Below are 17,762 nucleotides of genomic sequence, written 5' to 3' on the forward strand. Positions count from 1 at the left end.
CACGTCCTTACTTTGAAAGAACCGAAGAAGATAACGTACTGCTATTTAGTGGTGCACCAAATGGCATTGTCTCGACAATAATTTGAAGCATACCACTGGTTTGGAATTTCGTCTTTGGGATGACAAGTCCGTAAACTTCCTTTTTCGGATCTTTAGATTTTATTAGTGTCGGTTGATTGATACCGTTACGCTGTCCAGAGTATCCACGAATTGATAAGGACAGACGGTTCGTAGGATACAATTCTGGTTTTTTATTTACAACCAATGTTGAATCCAGTAAAACTACATACACGTCCATATCATCTGTAAATTTTGTTTCTTTGCCACCCAGCACCCAAACGAGTTTGTCTTTAATAGGCAGCAACTTACGATTCGGATCTTTTAGGTCGTTCCAGTCAATAGCGGTAATGCTATTCACTTGGCCTTTGACATGTCCATCGCTTGCTGCAACCGTTAATTTTCTTTCCTTCCAAGAATTGATCCCGTGATTCTGATTGTTTTGATTTCCTGGAGCATTAAATATGTCCTCTGCCACAGTGAAAATATTGGTTTTATGCCAATACATTTCTGCAGCGGCAACGGCGTATTTATCGACTGATAGCTTCTTTCCATCCTTTATGGATAAGATACGTTCAATCACTGTAATAGATTGGGCTCTTGTAGTTGTTCCATCAGGAGCTATAACTCCAGGAGCGGTTCCAGTTATAATCCCTTGTTTTGTTGCTAAATACATCCATTCTTTTTCTTCTACATCAGTTATACCAAGAGATCTAACAGCGATTTTTGCCATTTCTTCACGACTCATTACTCTTGTCCAATCTGAATCGCTAAAGTCTCCGGGTGCATAGATACCCGCTGATTGTGCAGCGCTTACATATGGCGCATACCAACCACCACTTGCAGTACCGACATTTAACCCCACTGCGGAAACAAGCATTTTAACGAATTCAGCTCGGGAGACATTGTTATTGGGGAGGAAATTACCATTAGGATAACCATCAACATAACCTCGATTAATTGCTTCGACGATACTTTTTTCAGCCCAATGGTCGACAACATCTTTAAAGTTTTTATCGACATTTTCAATGGGACTTTTTGAAGTATCACTACCAAAATCAACAGTTGCATTGATATCATCGTAAACTGCAGCGTTTGCCGTCTGGTTACCAACAGGTGCTTGTGCATATAAGAGAGTAAGTGCTGTCAAGCATGCTAATAGTGACTTTTTCACATTTTTCTCCTCCTAGAGTCTCTTTTTCTCCATAATACTCCGCTTTAGCCTGAGAGCACGAATGTTGGAGCTTATAATTTAATATCGGAAAAGATGATCATTTTTGTTGTTCAAGGTATTCCGATTGGGGAGAAATATATTGTGGCGGTTGTCGTAATCTCGCCGAGAGACTTCAAATCATATTGGCATCAGCAATCTGGAACAGGGGTTTATACCTGAAAGCCAAATTAGGAGATGGATAAAGCATTTGGGAAGATAGAATAATCATGTTCGTAGTCAAGGCAGATACTTATGTTAGAATTCTCATGGTAGATTCAATTACGGTATTTACACCTGAGTGAAGAAAATACTTCGGAATGTGGGCAATGCAAAGCACTTGATACGCTTCATCTGTTTGTCAGGTGTATGGCCCATAACACCTATACAACTCGCAGGAATGACAGAGCTTATTAGTATAACGATTGATTGCTATTCTCCATACCTCCTCCCTCAAAAAAAAGCACAGCCGATTCATTGGGTATAACCCTGAATGGCGGTGCTTCCGCTTTAGAATATTCGATTAGCTTCATTATATATCATTCAAGACCATAATACAATATATTCCAAGATTGAGTGATCCTCACCAATCGACAAACTTAGTGTGTTCCTTTTGGTGCAAAATCGTCATACGAAGAAAGATTTGCATCATAGAAAATTACATCGCCGTCCTCGATGTTAAACTGTACACCGTATGGATCGGTGATAATGTGATCTCGGCTGTCATCTGCACTATCATACCCCTCCATATCCCACCATTGATTGTTCAAGGGACCATGAATGTATTGGAGATATGGATTAGATAGGTCCGCGTTTCGAATGGTTTCGATATTAAAGTTCACAGTTATATATCCATTCCTCAGAAAGATTGGAGACTTTTCATCTAACCTGTTCTTCCGGCCATATTCTGCCAGATCAGTCCCTTTAGGCACGACATACACCGCTGCAGGAAGACTGTATTCACCATACCATTGCTGTATTGATGCATTTACTCGGGCAGGTGTAGCATTGGCGTTACTTGGACGATCAAAAGTATTGATGAACGTTCTAAGAGGTGATGGAAGGATATGAACATCATATCCCCCTACGTAGGTAGGCTCAGAGGAACGTTTAATAAAGTTTGACACATACTGGTTCCTGGTGATGTTCCAACCGGTGCTCAAGTCGTAGATCGTTCCCGCCGTATTCACGATATTTGTGTATGGAACATTTCGAAGACGTTCGTTTAAAACGATCTCCCGGCGTTCAACATCAGCTGCAGATCCAACCTTCACAAACTTTTGAGTATCCGAATGATAGTACAAATCAACAGGAATCCGCTTTGCAGAGGTTTTTGGGTCATTATCCTGAAAATAAAAAGTTGGTGTTATCCGAATTGCATCGGTATCCCCGAACATATTTCCCTTTGTTTTCAAATCAAACTTAAAATGGTATCCACTCTTTACTGATACGTTCTTGTAGTTAGGTAATGGATGGCTACCTCTTAAGATTGGCAACACATAAGGATAGGTAGAACCGTTTGCAGCACCATCAATTCCTTTTAAGCCAACCCAATAAGATGTTCCTTTTGAGGCGCTACTTCCTTTTCCTATTCGGAAAACAGACTCCCAATTGAGATCCGCTATGTCTGTTACTCTAAAGTCATAAACGCGGCCAATTGCATCAACAGGTACCGTATCATAAGCGATATGGTTTTTTAAATCCAAGTTAGCGTTAGTTTCGTTTGTAGCACCTGAGGGTGCATTGTGAGCAATGGTTCGAAATTCAACATCATAATATCCTTCGTCGACCCAAACTGGTAGGTAGAAAGTGAAGGATTCCTTCTCTTTGTCAACCTCGATCCATGTATGTTTAGGATAAAACTTTGTTTTTGAACTATTATATACGTCAAAGGGGAATCGTACCTGCTTGCCGCCGATGTACTTGAGATAATTTCGGTTTCCGTATCCCAGGTAATTCGTGTGCTGCCCACTGTTTGGCATGTCCACTGTAAACGGCCGATCTAGGATGATCGCGGAACGCCCTTTAGCCGGCTTTGTCTTCTGGTTGTGCGCCTTATCGTCGGAAACGCTGGGATAGATCACAACCGGCGTATGTACCGTAACCGAATTGATGCCGTTGATCGGGAAATTTTTATTGGTGTCCCCGTCGGTACTCCCGGCCATGAGTTCGTAATAAATCGTCCCACTACTCGGTTGATTCGCTTTATTTGTTTTGCTTGTTGGAATTGTATGATTTGGGCTGTACAATACGTTGTCATTAATGATTTTCGCTTCCGGAATTTTACCCGGCATTTCAGTTTTCTCCTCTGCCCAGGCGTCATTTATAATTGTTTGACCTTCAAATTCCAGCAAATCATTTCGGACAAACAGTTTGGGCGCACGTTTACTGCCTTCTGCTTCCATTTCCCCTCTCTCGCGAGTATCGTTTTCAATATCCGGTCTTTTAGTTCCGCCATCGATGTCCTTATCATTCAAGACAATGGTTTTAACCGGAGGAGATTTGATATGGGTAGTGTAAGACGCCAACACAAAATCGGGCGGCTCATAACCCGTTGGCACAATAGTAATTCCACCACCATCAAAAGCATAGTTCAATAACGTCGCCTTGACTATCTCATAGATATGAAATTCATCTACTGCCCAGTAAGCATAGGGCTTTGTAACCTTAGCGTCATAAGTCAACGTTACATCTTCAGACTTGTTCCTCCAGCCGACACCGAATACGAGTTCCTTCCAGTGCAGATTAAAATTTCTAGTTACAGGCACAGTAAAGGTGCAAGTCCCTACCATTTTATTGTATTTGTGGTTATACAAATATTCTTTTGTCGTGACATTCCCATACAAACTTTCCGAGGTCGGTATACCATCTGCTACATCAAAGCGTTCATTCCCCCGGTTGTCTGCTTTAATGACCGCGCTCGCGTTAGGGCTAAAATCCTTGCCGACCATAGACTGCTCCGGCGTAGGCTTGGTACACTTCACATCCGGCTGCTCATCCGTATCCTTTTCTTCGTAGTAAAAATAAAGATAATATGAAGAAAATTCACCCTTATAGGTGAACTCCGGGGGATCTCCTGTCGCGTTTGGACCACCTGAAGGTTCTCCCTGCGTGCTTTTACGATAGCCTTTATACTCGTAATTTGTAGTACCTGGCGTCGCCCTATACGCATAAGTCTTGTTTTTTATCAACTTTTCCGTGTAATCCTTAAACCCTTCAACCCCGTCGAGGGGTTTGCCGGTTGTAGTAAAGTGCTTGATGATCGCATTGCCTTCTGAAGGTTCAAGGGTGATGGTAAATAGGGTTGGAAAGTAGTAACGATACCCCTCTACCCCATCCGCAAAATGCTGACCCTTTTCTTCTTCTTCTTTTCTACGATCAATCGGTTCGACTTGAGCCCCTAAGTAACCTGCCGTAATATAAACCGGATACGTGGCAATGTTGGTTCCAATACCTGAAGGAGTATATTTGGTGTACTTATAAGTTCCAGTTGAAGTGGCGTCTTTATAATAACCAAGATTTTTACCTTCCAGTTCTCCAGTTCTTGATGCATTAAAAATTTCTTCCCAGTAGTTGCCTGAATACGTGAATTGGCTTGGAACAACGCTTTTTATTTTCCGGTTAGAATTAAATTGAAATGTATAATCGAACCCATCAATCGTTGGAGACATTCCTGGTGCTACTCCATTTGTCCATGTACCACTAGCATTTTTCCAAACTTCGTAGTATACCATTCCAAGGAAATAGTATACATTTTCATCATTTGGATCCTGGAACATCCGAGATGGCTCAATGGCTGCATCAACCTTGCCAGGATAGATCATTACCGTAGAGCAAAAAAGTAATATGGCTGCAAGTATTGATATAGTCCATTTCTTTAGCTTTAACATCGTGCCGCTCACTCCTTTCACTTAAAAGGATTAGTGAACGCGACAATATAGTTTTTAGGATAAACGGATCTAAATGCAATATAATCAGCTGTTTGTAGATCATACTTTTTCCAATCAACATTATCCATATAAACTCCATTAACAAATTTGTCTCCTGTACTTAACACTGGATAATAGTTCGTAATCGTTCCATCTCCATGCTTAGTCCCTGAATTTAATCCGTCCCGACGATATTTCACGTTATTGTTAGCAACCATATGATAGATGGGTGAACCATTTTCGTTACTGCGTACAGCGATATAATCCTCCCCATTCAGTTTAACCAAGTACATATCATAGATTATAAAGTTATCGGCCATTTGAATTGGAAGTTGTGAAGTATTAAATATTTTAATCCCTTCATACGGCTCGTCAGAGATATTCTTTAACAGAGCCTGACTTTGCTTAAAATACTTACTGAAATCACTCAATTTCTTCATTTTAAACTGCTCATCATCCGTACTTGGAATATTCTTCTCTCCGATCCAGACCCATTGACCAGCTTTATCCCAACTCACCTTTTCGCCTAGGTTTTCGCTGACAAAGCGCAATGGGACATAGGTTCGTCCCTTCACCGCTTTAGCCTTGGTATCCATCGTTACCTTTTTACCATCCACCGAAGCTATGCTACTTCCCAAGGTTAGTGAAATAGTTTTATTCCCTTTTGTATAAGAGACTGTCTTCCCTTTATAGCCGACTTTTGCGCCCAGTTCTTCCCCAACTCCACGGAGAGGAACTTGAACACGCCCATTCTCCATAGCCGGATCGCCGCCATCAAATTTCACTTTTTTTCCGTTAATGATGACAGCCAGTTCAGGGCCACCTACAATTACGGGAGTATTCTTGCCTGCTGCATCAACCGGCACAGTTAAAGAAAATGAATTAAATAGAATTGCTCCACCCATTAGTACCGCTAACAATCTTTTCATACCTTTACTCAGCTCCTTCATATTTCATCATGATAATTTTGGCTTCCTAAAAAGCCCCTTGATAACCCCAAAACATAGCCTTTGCACACGCTACCCAAAGTCCTGCCTTCACATCAGAAAACCACTGTCTGCAAACCACTGTCTGCCGGTACAGTACTAAGTGCTCCGAACGCTCCAAACGTAATCTCACCCGCCAAGAAAATAAAAACATTAAACCAGAAACAACAAGCTTAAAACAATACAACCAGAGATTATAATGAGTATTTCCTGGGTATCAGACTTCCGTTTAGCATCTCTGGGATAAAGGTCTGATCCGGGAGATCGTGAGCCGCCTACTCTTCCTTTGTACCACCACCTGTCTCCTAACTATATGGTAAACTAAATATCTTTTGCGCGCGATTTTTGCTACCCCCAATATATCGGAAAGATTGGTGAAATTCTGTAAGACTCTTGATTATAAAAACATTGGAGGCAAAAAAGCACGCAAATTACCCAAAGGTAATAAGCGTGCTTCGCTTTAAGGACCCAACGGTCATATTCAGTTTATTTATACAAATATATTAGAGGATTTACTCCTCTATGTCAAATAGATATTCCAACTCCTACCTAATGCCAATGGTACACTCTAAAGGAATATAGCCATTAGCAGCTGCTTCCTTTTCTGAAGTAAAGACCTCTACTGTAGTAAACTCTGATATACATGACTTTTTGGAGTAATAATACTTCCTCCCATTTGCAATAATTCCGTTGTATACCGGTTTTTTAACAATTCGGCTTCCACCAAGAGCATAGTTATTGTAGTATTTTTCACCCATCGGAATACCTTGGACAAATGATAGAACTCCAACGTCATTAATCGTATTGTTCCATTGTTCTTGGCTTATTAGTGGGAGTGTAAATGTGTACGCTACACCGATCCGCTTTGCATAATTGTTGTATTGATTAATGTAATATTCAAGATCACGTTGAATTGAATTAACTATGGACGATCTTCGTACTTGATCAAAGACCTGAGAATCACTTAGTAAAGAAATTCCTGTATCAGATGAGATTTCTCCTCTGAATCCCTCAAACCATTTTTGATCTGAGTTCCGATTCACGGTGACATAATCATCTAATGTAAAAGCAAATGTGTTCCCTTTTTGATCTGCATGGGCGTATGGTTTCTTCGGACTCCACACATGTTTAAGCTCCTTTTGACCGGCAGCATTCGTATACTCATCCATGTAATAGACGTAATAACCGTCATAGCCAACAACCAAGAGAACGGGCACATAATTTTGAATTACTCCTTGGCCAATCGGATCGTTGAATACGTTGAAATTCAAGTACAATGAATTAAAAAATGTCTGTGCTGCTTCTTCTTTATTAATTCTAAGACGTTTTTGAAATTCGTACTGAGCTTCGGCACTTTGACTTGCGTTTGTAATCAGCGCTTTGGCAGCATCTTGAGTCGCGGTATCCATTGCATGGTTATACCTTGTTTCGAGAATTTGATGTTTCCGGTTATGCGAAATATTGATGTTATTTATAATAAAAAATGGGAGAAGAATCAGAGTGAATATTATTACAAATTTAGTAATCCTCATTTAGTACCATTCCTCCATAAGGTACCACGATCTTTTCGTTTGGAGCATTTATGGTTCCTTTTAGAATATCATTAATAAGGGTAGCAGGAGTACGGTTTGTATTTTTAACAGTTACCGTGAAAAAGTCGCCGGCAGCTAACTTATAGATACGATTAGGGTTATCGATTTTTTCAGATGAGTTTCTTGGAAAAAGCTTGTCGTTAATTTGTGCGTTATAAAAACCTTCGTAGTTAACGCTAAAACCGCCCTGAAATTCACCGGCATCATTGTAGTTCGGATCATATCGTTTATGAAGATGCTCCATCTGAATATTATAGGTATTTCCCGTTAAAGCCATTTGATCGGCAAACTCATTGTACATCGAAGGAGTTATAAAACCTTTATCCCTTACCGAATCAACAAACTTGGTGACAGCGTTCATAACGACAATTTCGGATATATCATCCTGATTATCAAAAGCTGAAGAAATGGGCCACATGTAAAGGAGTAATACGGCTAAGATTAGAGTAAATACTTTTAATATATGATTTCCCACGTTAAATACACCCCCTCTTCTAATTAAACCGCAACAACGTTAGATTTCCTTCTGTATCCCGAACGTATGTAGGGGCATATTGTTTTGTCAAAGAAATGCTGGAAACATTGATAAGCGTCGGATCTAAGCTCTTGGAATAAGTAACACCATCTACCACGATATCTACTCCGATGTCCTTAATCTTATAGATGGACTGTCGAACCTCTGCACCGGATACCGTGTATTTGGTAGGTATTTTCAAAGTTGAAGTAATGTTTTTATCAGTTTGAGTCGACATTTTATAAGTTAGATCATTAGTTTCAGAAACAGATTTAAACATATAAAAACAGATCGTTAAAGCAGTTACAAAAGTAAGTGCAGCAAAAGATAAATATAAAGCGGATCTTGTATTCTCACCCAATCCCATGATAATCACCCTTATAATTCTGAAAGGAAACTTCAGAAAGTTTAATGTTACTCCCCTCTTTCTCTTTGCCCAACATAATGCCTATTTGAAAGGGGATGCCGTCAGGTGCACATCCCCTTTCAGTTCAGGATTAGTTTTGTTCAAAGATGATGCCGCGGATTACGTTGCTGTTGTCTTTAATGATTTGGGCTTTAAATCGACCAGATGGATTGATATAATCATTATCCGCTTCATCCAATGCATCTTCAAGCGTTCCAGACGGTGTGGTACCAATGATCGAACCGTAACCAGAGCTGCCTTTAGAGACAGAGATATTAACCGTCTTGAAGTACCAGGTGCCGGACTGGTTTTTACCGGTGATAACTTGGATACCGAATTGACCTTTGTCTTGGAACTTCCGGAGAGCGTTAACGACTTGACTACCACTAACTGTGGTGTTGTCGTAGACCGTGAATTGCGTTTGGTCGAGCTCTTCTTGGATGGAGGAAAAGTTGCTTTGAGCTGACTTGGTCGCGTCCTGCGCGTTGATAAACATCACTACAGCAATGGTGATAAGTGCGATTGCAAGAAAGAATCCTGCAGCCATTTTTAGTGCGCTTTGAGCGTTGTTCATACTCTTTTTTTGTCTCCTTTATTTTTAAAGTTTGTGAAGCTGTTCGTAGTACGTTCCCATTTGTTGAATACTCATGTACACAAACGGGAATACGACATACAAAAAGATAACTGCGTACATAGGTGCAAAACCAATCATTTGACCCCAGCCGGCCTTTGAGTCAATTGTGCGATCGTAATTATGTTTCCGTTGTTCGAAGTTGTAAGCACGCTCGCTTTCAAGATCATCAAAGGCTTGTTTTACCGGAATTCTTTCCACTGCCAGTTGCAGCTTTTCAACTGTTCTTACCAATGGAGTAAAAGGCGCATCAAGTTTTAACTGCTCCAACGCTTTTAATGCTCCACTCTCGTAGTTCATGACACATTTATGAAGCGGAGCTTTGAAAATTGAAGCGAATCGCTCCATCCATTCGAGGATAACCTCAACGGATACTCGGTCAATTTCACTCAACATTGCAATGATTGTATGGAATTGGTCTACCTCATTTTGCATATCCATTTGACGCATCTTCTTTTGGAATAGGAGTAACCAGTACGGTCCTTGATACCCGACCCATCCCATCAGGAGAGAGATAAGGATTTCCCACCATTTGAAATACTCAGCATCGATCTTGTTAATCTTCGCAAGTATTCTTTGCGTTGTTGAATTGAGCAGTGTATCATTGTTTGCAACCTTTTGGTCTTGCTTAACCATCTGTACAATTTTGTCGTGCAGGCTGTTTTTACTCACCCCCTTCAATTGCTCAATGATCTTTCTATCAAAATCAGTGGTGGATTGGGCTTCCTGCAATTCTTGGCTCGACATTCTGCCAAACATTGAATCGTTTTTTGTAGGAGCCTCCAGCACGTTTTTGACTGTAATGGTGTGCATGGTTGCAAAAGAAACTAACAAGGTTACCGAAAACAATACCGATAGTACAAGCCGATGGAGGTAGTGCCAATCCATTGGGAATCCCGCGTTAGCATCTTTGAGTAGCCTACTCACTTTAAAGTGCTCTGCAGTTAGTTTTGCCGGTACAAGTCGATCAACCAACCATTTAATGCCTCGCCATTTCAAAACCGTTTTCTCCCAATGCCGCTTTTTAACTTTAGCTACATAGGTCCCCTCTTGCTGGTCTTGCATCTTTTTGAGAAGCACATACGATAGAAGGATAATTGCGAAAATCACAATTTTTGTTATAAAGCCAAATTTGCTTGAATAAAACTCATCCATCGCAGGGAACCGTTCCCGCGCCCATATCTCGATCGGTTTTGTAAATATGATCGGGGTCACGGCTATGACGGTTAGGCCTTTGAATAGATAGTTAAGACGTGATCGCTTCAAAATTTCAAGGTTAATCTCACCAGTCAACTTATTCAGGTTGTCCAGATAGAGAGAGCCATTCTTTACAATCTTGTCACCATACTCTTTAACCAAGAAAGACATCCCAGCAAATGCCTTTAGGAAACGATTTGGAGCCTTTTCATAGTAAGCACCAAGGCTTTCGATGGGTTTGCTGGAGACAAGCACATCATGAATCTTCTTTGCGTGAAGAGAGGCTTCATAAGATGAACTCTCTGATGCTTCAAGAATGGCTACTTCTACCATCCCATGTTGATGGTAATGATGGCGTACGTCCTTGTTCAAATCACGCAGTTGAACCAGCAACCGATCCTCAACCTTATGTACAAAGGTATCGATCAACATTCCATTCACGACAAGAGCTCCTAAGAAAAGCATGAAGAGAAACGTTATATCGTGATTCATCAATAATAGAACCAAAGTGTACGCAGCTATGATGCCGAGAGTGTAGAATACAATTTTCATCGTCTCGCGGCGCATCGTGAACTCATCGTAGGAGTGAATAGCCTGTAGTCTCTTCCGTATTTTTTGGATGTATCCTCGGAGTAACGGAACCCTGTTATAAGCTAGGTAAGAGTCTTGCATAAGTGCATTGAATTTAATCATGAACTTGCTTTTTAACGAACCGTCTTCTGCATATTGTTCATAGCTTTTGTAGATGTCCTGCGTGCCATCTTGTTGAGATTTTCTGGACAAAAGCTTCATAATAACGAAGAATATAACGCTGAGAAACATAGATGACACAAGAACAATTGTTGCTAATGTCTTAGCATCCACTGAATTATCACCTCCATGTTTCTTCGATGAATTGCTTAAAGTCTGCCTGATCCTTGTCAGTTAAAACGTCCATCATTTCTTCAATATGCCTTTCCGAAATAGGGTGAACTGCAACGTATTCACCGTTCCGATATTCAACAATGTTACGTTCATCAAACAATTTGCGGTTCCCGTTTTTTTTGAAAACCTTCATAAAGGATTCCATGAATACGGCCATTCTCTCTTCAGGATCTTTAATTTCTCGAAACGATACAGAAAAATCGTTGTTATCTTCAATCAATGGAATACATTCAGTGATTCGTTCAATATAACGTTGACCATTACGTTTCCTAACAAGGTGGATGTCGAAATTCAATACACTCACAATCTGTTCTTCTGCAATCAACTCATTGGAAAAAATCCTCATTTTGAGCAATGAATTACGAAGATACTTTACGAGAGCTTTAAATGTCTTCGCATGGTGAGTGAAGAACACATCTGCCTGCTGTGCCATTTGAATCATCCAGGGGACAACTTCATCTTGTGCGATCTCACCGAGCATATATGCTGTCCCATCCAATTTCTTAGTTACATCCAGTCCTTCTTGACCCGAAATGGAGTCCGTTTCTCTAATGGTGAGTACGTTCCAATCAGAAAAGATTTTTCGAAGGTGAAGTTCAAATGCCATTTCAAAAACTCGAAGAGAGTGAGTTTTATACATCTCTCCAGCCATAGCCATAAGGAGTGTTGTTTTTCCGGAACCAGTTGGCCCTGTTACAGCCGTTATACGCCCGCTTCTTACAAGATAACGGATTGTCTTAATAGCGATTTTTCGCCCTTTTACATCTTGCGGAATATAATGCTCTAAGTCTGCTTTTGCTGTATCAAATTTTCGAACGAAAAATGCCCAAGACTCCGAAAACCCCGGACGTACGACAACAACCCGAGAACCATCTTTCATTTCATTGATCTTATATCCATTGGTTTCTGAAAGCTGACCAGGGTTATTATACCGGTAGATATTTTGACAAACTCTTCTAAGTTCAGCCTCAGATTCAAAACTCAAAAATTCAAGATGGATTGGTTTCCCCTTAAAAAGAATCCAAACACTATCGTAGTTCAGAGGTGTTTTCTTTGTATTCATTTGCTTCGCGAGATAGCTCATGTCGTCCCACGGTTCAATTTTGTCGATCGGGACTCCAGAAACCCCGCCAGATAGTCCATCGATTTTCATATCTCTAAGTTCATCAATAACACCGAAACCTTTGTATTCTTGATAAATTCGCTGGACAACAATCATAAGCATGTCCTCAAAAGAGAGAGACTTATATTCATTCTTGAAGATTTCGTCAATTTTTCTACCTGTAACCTTATATGACACTTCCGCCTCGTCATCGATGTCGGGATCTGATACCAACTCAGCCAGGGCGTATGCTTCAAAAAGGACATTGACCGCATCGTAACCGTGTTTCTTCTTATATAAATAAAGGATGATTTCAAACTTATCCTTTGCTGTAAGAGCTTTTTTGTTATCAAACGGGATAACCTGATTGATATTTTTCTCGTTTAAGCCGTAGGTCTTAAGCAAAAGGTCGAAAATCGTGTTTTTGACGTAATTCTTATCCTGAAGGTCACCTGTCGAGCAACTCTTTAAAGCTTTCTGGAGCTGTAGACGCTGGTTCATCCGGCGGTTATATTCATCTTCCGTTAAGCCAAGATGTTCGATGTTACTCGTTGTCATATCGTTTAACGCAGCTTTTACGTATTCAATCATGCCAGGGATTGTATACTTACTATCCAAATCATGCGGATCTCGCCGGGGATGGCGTTTCTCAGTGAGTTTAAAAAACACCAGTACCCCAGCAAGAAAGAGCATGAGAATGATTAGAGCATAATTGATAAGGTGGCCGATACTCATTCATTAAGCCCCCTGTTCGCTATATATCTTGGTGTCCACGCCTGCGGCTTCAAAAATCCCTTTTGCGAGCTTTCGCACTTCTGCCATGAAATAGTGGTTATCATGATTTCCGCCGATATTTTTGTTCCGAAGAAAAAATTCAACTACCGACTTATCGTTGAGTGCATCCATAAATCCAGTGCAATGAGGGACAGTGAAGATTGGAGCGTTGGGCTTATACATTCGCTTGATGTTTGAGACCGAATATTTGGAGTGTCGGTCGTATTGTCCAAGGACAATCACATATTGTTTCTCTTTTAAAAAATCCGGCTGCTCATGATCAAAAAATTCTTCTAAGACTGCGATATTCTGATTCAGATTCACAACGATGACATCGGATGTTGCAAGAACTATATTTGTAAGTTCATTTTGGGTTCCGCTACTAACATCAATCAATGAGAGGTTATAGTAACCTTTTACCGTATCGAGGATCGACTCAATGACATCGTGAATAGAACTGAACATTTCTTCGTTTGGTTTAGCTGTACCTCGAAGCAACTCAAGACGATCCCGGAGGATGGTGTCGGCATAATCTTTCACCATATTTGGTGTTAGACGATTGCTTCGTGCAAGCCTCTCGAGGGCATCAATACCGACATTGGAATACTCAATGTCGTTTACAGTTGATGTCTTTCCCTTCAGAAATGTTGATTCTAATGAGGACATGGACCAATGTGTGTGGCTAATGAGCGTCCTTGTCACATATTCCATACCGATCAAAGTTGCAACAGCGATCATATTTGTAGAATTACCGGACTGCCCATATCGGTTGCTCCAGAATGCTACTTGCCCCATGCGAAAGACCTCCTCATTATTTGCTTTATCGCTAGTTTTACTTCCTTATCTTCAAGACCCGAAATTTCTTCACTAATTTGTTGAACCACTTTCTTGTAATTTCGGGAGAGGCGACGAATGTTAATCTTACCTTCATGTTGGTTGTTAATTTTCGTGGAATAATCGACTTCATCGAAAAATAGCTCGTACGGTTCTTCAGACCAAGTGATTGGCAGTTTTTCAAGGATCATCTCAAGGTAATCTTGAGCCATATTCACCTCAACGTAGTTTACGAAAATTTCGGTGAATAACATTTTCGTTGTATTTTCGTCGGTATGATAATCCTGCTCAAGAATCGATGTAATAGCGTCTACCGTTTTGTCGATGCTCATTTTCTCCGAAGACGTTGCAACATACTTGAACTCGAACTTATTCAGATCTTCTTTCTTAATGAAGGAACTTTTATCGCAATGGACAATCAACAGATCGTATTGCTGGTTTTTTTCGAGGAATGATTCAAGTTCATTAAAGCTACTAAAGTCAATACCAACATCGAAACTTTCAAATTCGACGATTTTAAGTTTGGAACTCGGAATGGGAGTTCCATATTGGATATATTTTTCGTTCGTACCATCGACTAAAAGTACCTTCTTGCCGGAAGCCGCAATAACCTTGCTTACATATTGCAACAGATCACTGATATCGGAGGCTCCGAAAAAAAGTGCTTTATTCATGCTTTCTCCCCCTTTCTATTTAACAAGTGGCTGTTCAAAGACATCCTGTTGTTTTTGCTCATTCGCAGCCTTATCTGCTTCCGAGTTAGGGCGTACGATTTCTTCTTTCTGTACTACGTTATTATCACTGGTAACCTCCGATCCGTTTGTTGGAGTCGATGGCACGGGTGTTAAATTTGTAGAATCTACACTGTTGTTGCCTGACTGTGTTTGAGCACCCGTTACCGCTTGATTGTTTTGTTGATTAGTAAGTTGGTTATTTGCGACTTCCTGCTGCAAGATCAAGTTACCGTTTTGAATTCTCGCTTTATCCGCTTCGCTAATTTGAGAAAGATTGCTCTCAAGAGTTTTTCTTGCAACTTTCCGCAGTGTATCTTTCGCGGTTTCAAGAACATTCGGATTCGATTGAATAAGGTCGATAACTTTAACGTTTGCCGGATAGTTCGGAATTGCTTTGCCTTGCATGTAAGGATCAACATATGTGACGGCAGAAAGCTTTGCCCCTTGTAAATATGCATCCACAATCGCGCTCGACATCAAGAGCATTTCCGATTCAGAAACATGGAACCATACGGTAGTCCCTGAATATTCTTGCACTTTCTTTTTGGCCAAAACGATGAATTCTTCCCCTGTTGGGAAGGTAATACGAACGTCAAGAAACTGCCCTTGTTGAATTTTCGTCGGTAAGATGATGACGTTATATTCTTGACTTCGAAGATCCCTGGGTGTCGGTCCCTCATCAAAGACCATAGAGGTGATTAACGGCGTGTTTTTGCCAACATCGATTTTGACCACTTTTCCGATAAGTTCGTTTTTGTTCAGAATCATGTTGGTTGGAGCTTCTGTTTCAGGAATTTCAATCGTTTTAAGGTCTGTAGACGTTAACTTTACACCCGCAGCGAGTTCTTTCGACGTAACGACTACAGATTTCATGGTAGCTTTTTGTCGTTGGAGTAGTTTTTCAGCTTCGGCCAATCTCGTTTCGTATTGAGCTCGAATAGCCTTTTGTTCTTTTGACTGTTGTTTGATCAGATAAACACCACCAACCGAGGATATAGCACCCATAGCAACGGCCCCCACCACACCTGCTACTATCAGGTTTTTCGTCCGCTGTCTCATCTTTGACAATTAAATACACTCCCTCACCTAAAAATAAAAAAAAATATAATGCCTACTAATAGAAGCCCGATACAAAAGCCGGCTACATATCTTGCCATTTTTAATCTGGTGGCTTGTCTGCCATCAAAAAGTTGATTGAACTCCTCATCCGTATCCGTTTGGCATTCAAATGGATCTGGATGAAAGGGGAGTTTGTATGCAGCAATATCCTCATTTTCACCTCTGATGTCACTAATCGTTTGTTTATCAACCAAGGGTATAAGGAAGATCCATCTACTTTGATCAACACTTCGATTCGTTTGAATGAATCGTTTGATCGTGTATTGCTTCCATTCACTTCCCTGTGCAACTAGGAACTGTCTTCCAGCTCTATGAAACTCTTCAATAAAATCGGAATGCTCATAAGGGCCCATATCTAGGACGATGTGTGAATGATCAGAAGTAACATGGTAGGCCATGTCCAATTCGGAACTTGCTTTCACATAGGTAACCCCGTTTATCTCAAACTCGTCTGTTTTTTGTGTATTAACGTTTTTTCCTTCGTAAGCTCTTTCGATATATACAAATTCCTTGCTGCCATTGCATTCAATTAATTTGACTGAATATCCCCTACCAGCTAAATAATTTGCAATTAGGACCGAGGTATGCGTTGTTCCTGCACCTTTTTCTATTCCTGCTACAGCAATTATTGATTTTCCAACAATACGATCGCGAACAATGACCTTCGGAATTATTGGTGGAAGCTGCCACAGGAACTCATGATCCTCCAGTTCTTCTTCCAAAATGTCAGGAAACTTCTGCGGCTTATTTGTTTTGGTTTCTTGTTTCTCGCTTTGTTTTCTACTCCCATCTCCGTCAGGTACGAATTCCGGTTTGGATATTTCTTTGACAACAGGTGTTGGTGTATCATCCGGATCTTGAATTGGAGTAGTTCGTCTTGTAGTTTTTTCCTTTCCTTGTCCTTCAATATTAATTGTGATTGAGTGGCCGCCATTAACGAATGATCGTCTCCATGGAATTCCGGTATCGTAATTCCGGTATTTCTTTACCTCGTGATATAACATCGATTGGTCAATGCATCGTATGAGTTGTTTTATATTCAGGGGTTCTGATTTCTGAGCAGACTTGACGAAGATGTTATATATCCCCATCGAAACCAACTCTGCCAATAACGGGTGACCTTGCGATTCGTCGGACAAGAATATAATAGAAGTCTCACTAAATTCGTCCCGAATCTTTTCGACAACATCAGCGAGGAATTCGAGTCTTTTATCTGAAAGTTTTGTTGCTATTGCACTCGAAATAACGATGCCATCTAGTTTTATTGAAGGTTCTGACTTTAGTTCATGAAGCTTTTCAAGCAAATGGTCAACAACAACACAAACTTCTAGAACATTGAGCCCCTCGTTTTCGAAGTGTTTTCTTAGTCCATCAGCAAAAGCAGGCGTTGGGATGGCTATGATGACATTTTTTTTTCGACTTATATCGTTATTAGGCTCCATTCATTGCACCCCCTCTCTGTTGAGTCCAAATGTTCACTTCCAATGCATCTTCTATTTTTTCGATTTCTTCAGAAGTCGGTATCTCGATTTCATTCTCTAATCGACTGACCCGTACTTGATAAGAACCAATTTTTTCCGCAAGTGCTTCCTGTGTCATATCTTTTCTTGTCCTGTGGATTCGCATTAGTTCGCCAGGTGTAAAATCCACTTTAATCCCCCCTTTCCTTCAGGGTTGGAGAAAATAAAAAAAGCACGCTTAATGCCTAAGGCATTTAGCGTGCTTCGCTTTTTGGACCCATCAGGATCATATT

At 40.6% G+C, this 17,762-nt stretch carries 14 protein-coding genes; all 14 read right to left on the minus strand.

Going from position 1 to position 17,762, the window contains the following annotated elements:
• Positions 1-7 precede the first annotated feature (7 nt).
• The 14 genes from EHV15_RS35495 to EHV15_RS35560 all read right to left on the minus strand — a co-directional run bounded on the left by EHV15_RS35495 (position 8) and on the right by EHV15_RS35560 (position 17,659).
• Positions 8-1,231, minus strand: a complete 1,224-nt coding sequence (locus tag EHV15_RS35495) for an S-layer homology domain-containing protein (protein ID WP_128635977.1) — start codon at positions 1,229-1,231, stop codon at positions 8-10.
• Positions 1,232-1,866: 635 nt separating this feature from the next.
• Entirely contained in the window at positions 1,867-5,157 is a 3,291-nt protein-coding gene (locus EHV15_RS35500; protein WP_246062120.1) for a DUF5704 domain-containing protein, read from the minus strand.
• Positions 5,158-5,174: 17 nt separating this feature from the next.
• Positions 5,175-6,125, minus strand: coding sequence for a copper amine oxidase N-terminal domain-containing protein (locus tag EHV15_RS35505; RefSeq protein ID WP_178076127.1), 951 nt, complete (start codon positions 6,123-6,125; stop codon positions 5,175-5,177).
• 602 nt (positions 6,126-6,727) lie between these two features.
• Positions 6,728-7,714, minus strand: coding sequence for a hypothetical protein (locus tag EHV15_RS35510; protein ID WP_128635979.1), 987 nt, complete (start codon positions 7,712-7,714; stop codon positions 6,728-6,730).
• Entirely contained in the window at positions 7,701-8,249 is a 549-nt protein-coding gene (locus tag EHV15_RS35515) for a hypothetical protein (protein WP_128635980.1), read from the minus strand. Before EHV15_RS35515 ends, EHV15_RS35510 begins: the two co-directional genes overlap by 14 nt.
• Before the next feature lie 19 nt (positions 8,250-8,268).
• Positions 8,269-8,655 (minus strand): hypothetical protein, encoded by a 387-nt coding sequence (locus EHV15_RS35520; RefSeq protein ID WP_128635981.1) that lies wholly within the window; start codon positions 8,653-8,655, stop codon positions 8,269-8,271.
• 130 nt (positions 8,656-8,785) lie between these two features.
• Positions 8,786-9,268, minus strand: coding sequence for an ABC transporter permease (locus EHV15_RS35525; protein WP_128635982.1), 483 nt, complete (start codon positions 9,266-9,268; stop codon positions 8,786-8,788).
• A gap of 24 nt (positions 9,269-9,292) precedes the next feature.
• The gene (locus EHV15_RS35530; RefSeq protein ID WP_246062122.1) at positions 9,293-11,386 is read right to left on the minus strand and encodes a hypothetical protein; all 2,094 of its coding nucleotides are present in this window, start codon (positions 11,384-11,386) and stop codon (positions 9,293-9,295) included.
• A gap of 7 nt (positions 11,387-11,393) precedes the next feature.
• Complete coding sequence (locus EHV15_RS35535) at positions 11,394-13,283, minus strand: ATPase, T2SS/T4P/T4SS family (RefSeq protein ID WP_128635983.1); 1,890 nt, start codon at positions 13,281-13,283, stop codon at positions 11,394-11,396.
• A gap of 3 nt (positions 13,284-13,286) precedes the next feature.
• Positions 13,287-14,117 carry a chromosome partitioning protein ParA gene (locus EHV15_RS35540; RefSeq protein ID WP_128635984.1) on the minus strand — a complete coding sequence of 277 codons (831 nt, stop codon included), beginning with the start codon at positions 14,115-14,117 and terminating at the stop codon, positions 13,287-13,289.
• Positions 14,105-14,830, minus strand: a complete 726-nt coding sequence (locus tag EHV15_RS35545) for a hypothetical protein (protein WP_128635985.1) — start codon at positions 14,828-14,830, stop codon at positions 14,105-14,107. The genes EHV15_RS35540 and EHV15_RS35545 overlap by 13 nt, the downstream gene beginning before the upstream one ends.
• 15 nt (positions 14,831-14,845) lie before the next feature.
• Positions 14,846-15,949 carry an SAF domain-containing protein gene (locus EHV15_RS35550; RefSeq protein WP_246062144.1) on the minus strand — a complete coding sequence of 368 codons (1,104 nt, stop codon included), beginning with the start codon at positions 15,947-15,949 and terminating at the stop codon, positions 14,846-14,848.
• A 23-nt stretch (positions 15,950-15,972) separates the two neighbouring features.
• Positions 15,973-17,451 carry a P-loop NTPase family protein gene (locus tag EHV15_RS35555; protein WP_128635987.1) on the minus strand — a complete coding sequence of 493 codons (1,479 nt, stop codon included), beginning with the start codon at positions 17,449-17,451 and terminating at the stop codon, positions 15,973-15,975.
• Positions 17,441-17,659 carry a helix-turn-helix domain-containing protein gene (locus EHV15_RS35560; protein ID WP_128635988.1) on the minus strand — a complete coding sequence of 73 codons (219 nt, stop codon included), beginning with the start codon at positions 17,657-17,659 and terminating at the stop codon, positions 17,441-17,443. The genes EHV15_RS35555 and EHV15_RS35560 overlap by 11 nt, the downstream gene beginning before the upstream one ends.
• Between the last annotated feature and the right edge of the window lie 103 nt (positions 17,660-17,762).

The sequence above is a fragment of the Paenibacillus oralis genome (genome assembly GCF_003863965.1).
Lineage (GTDB): Bacteria > Bacillota > Bacilli > Paenibacillales > Paenibacillaceae > Fontibacillus > Fontibacillus oralis.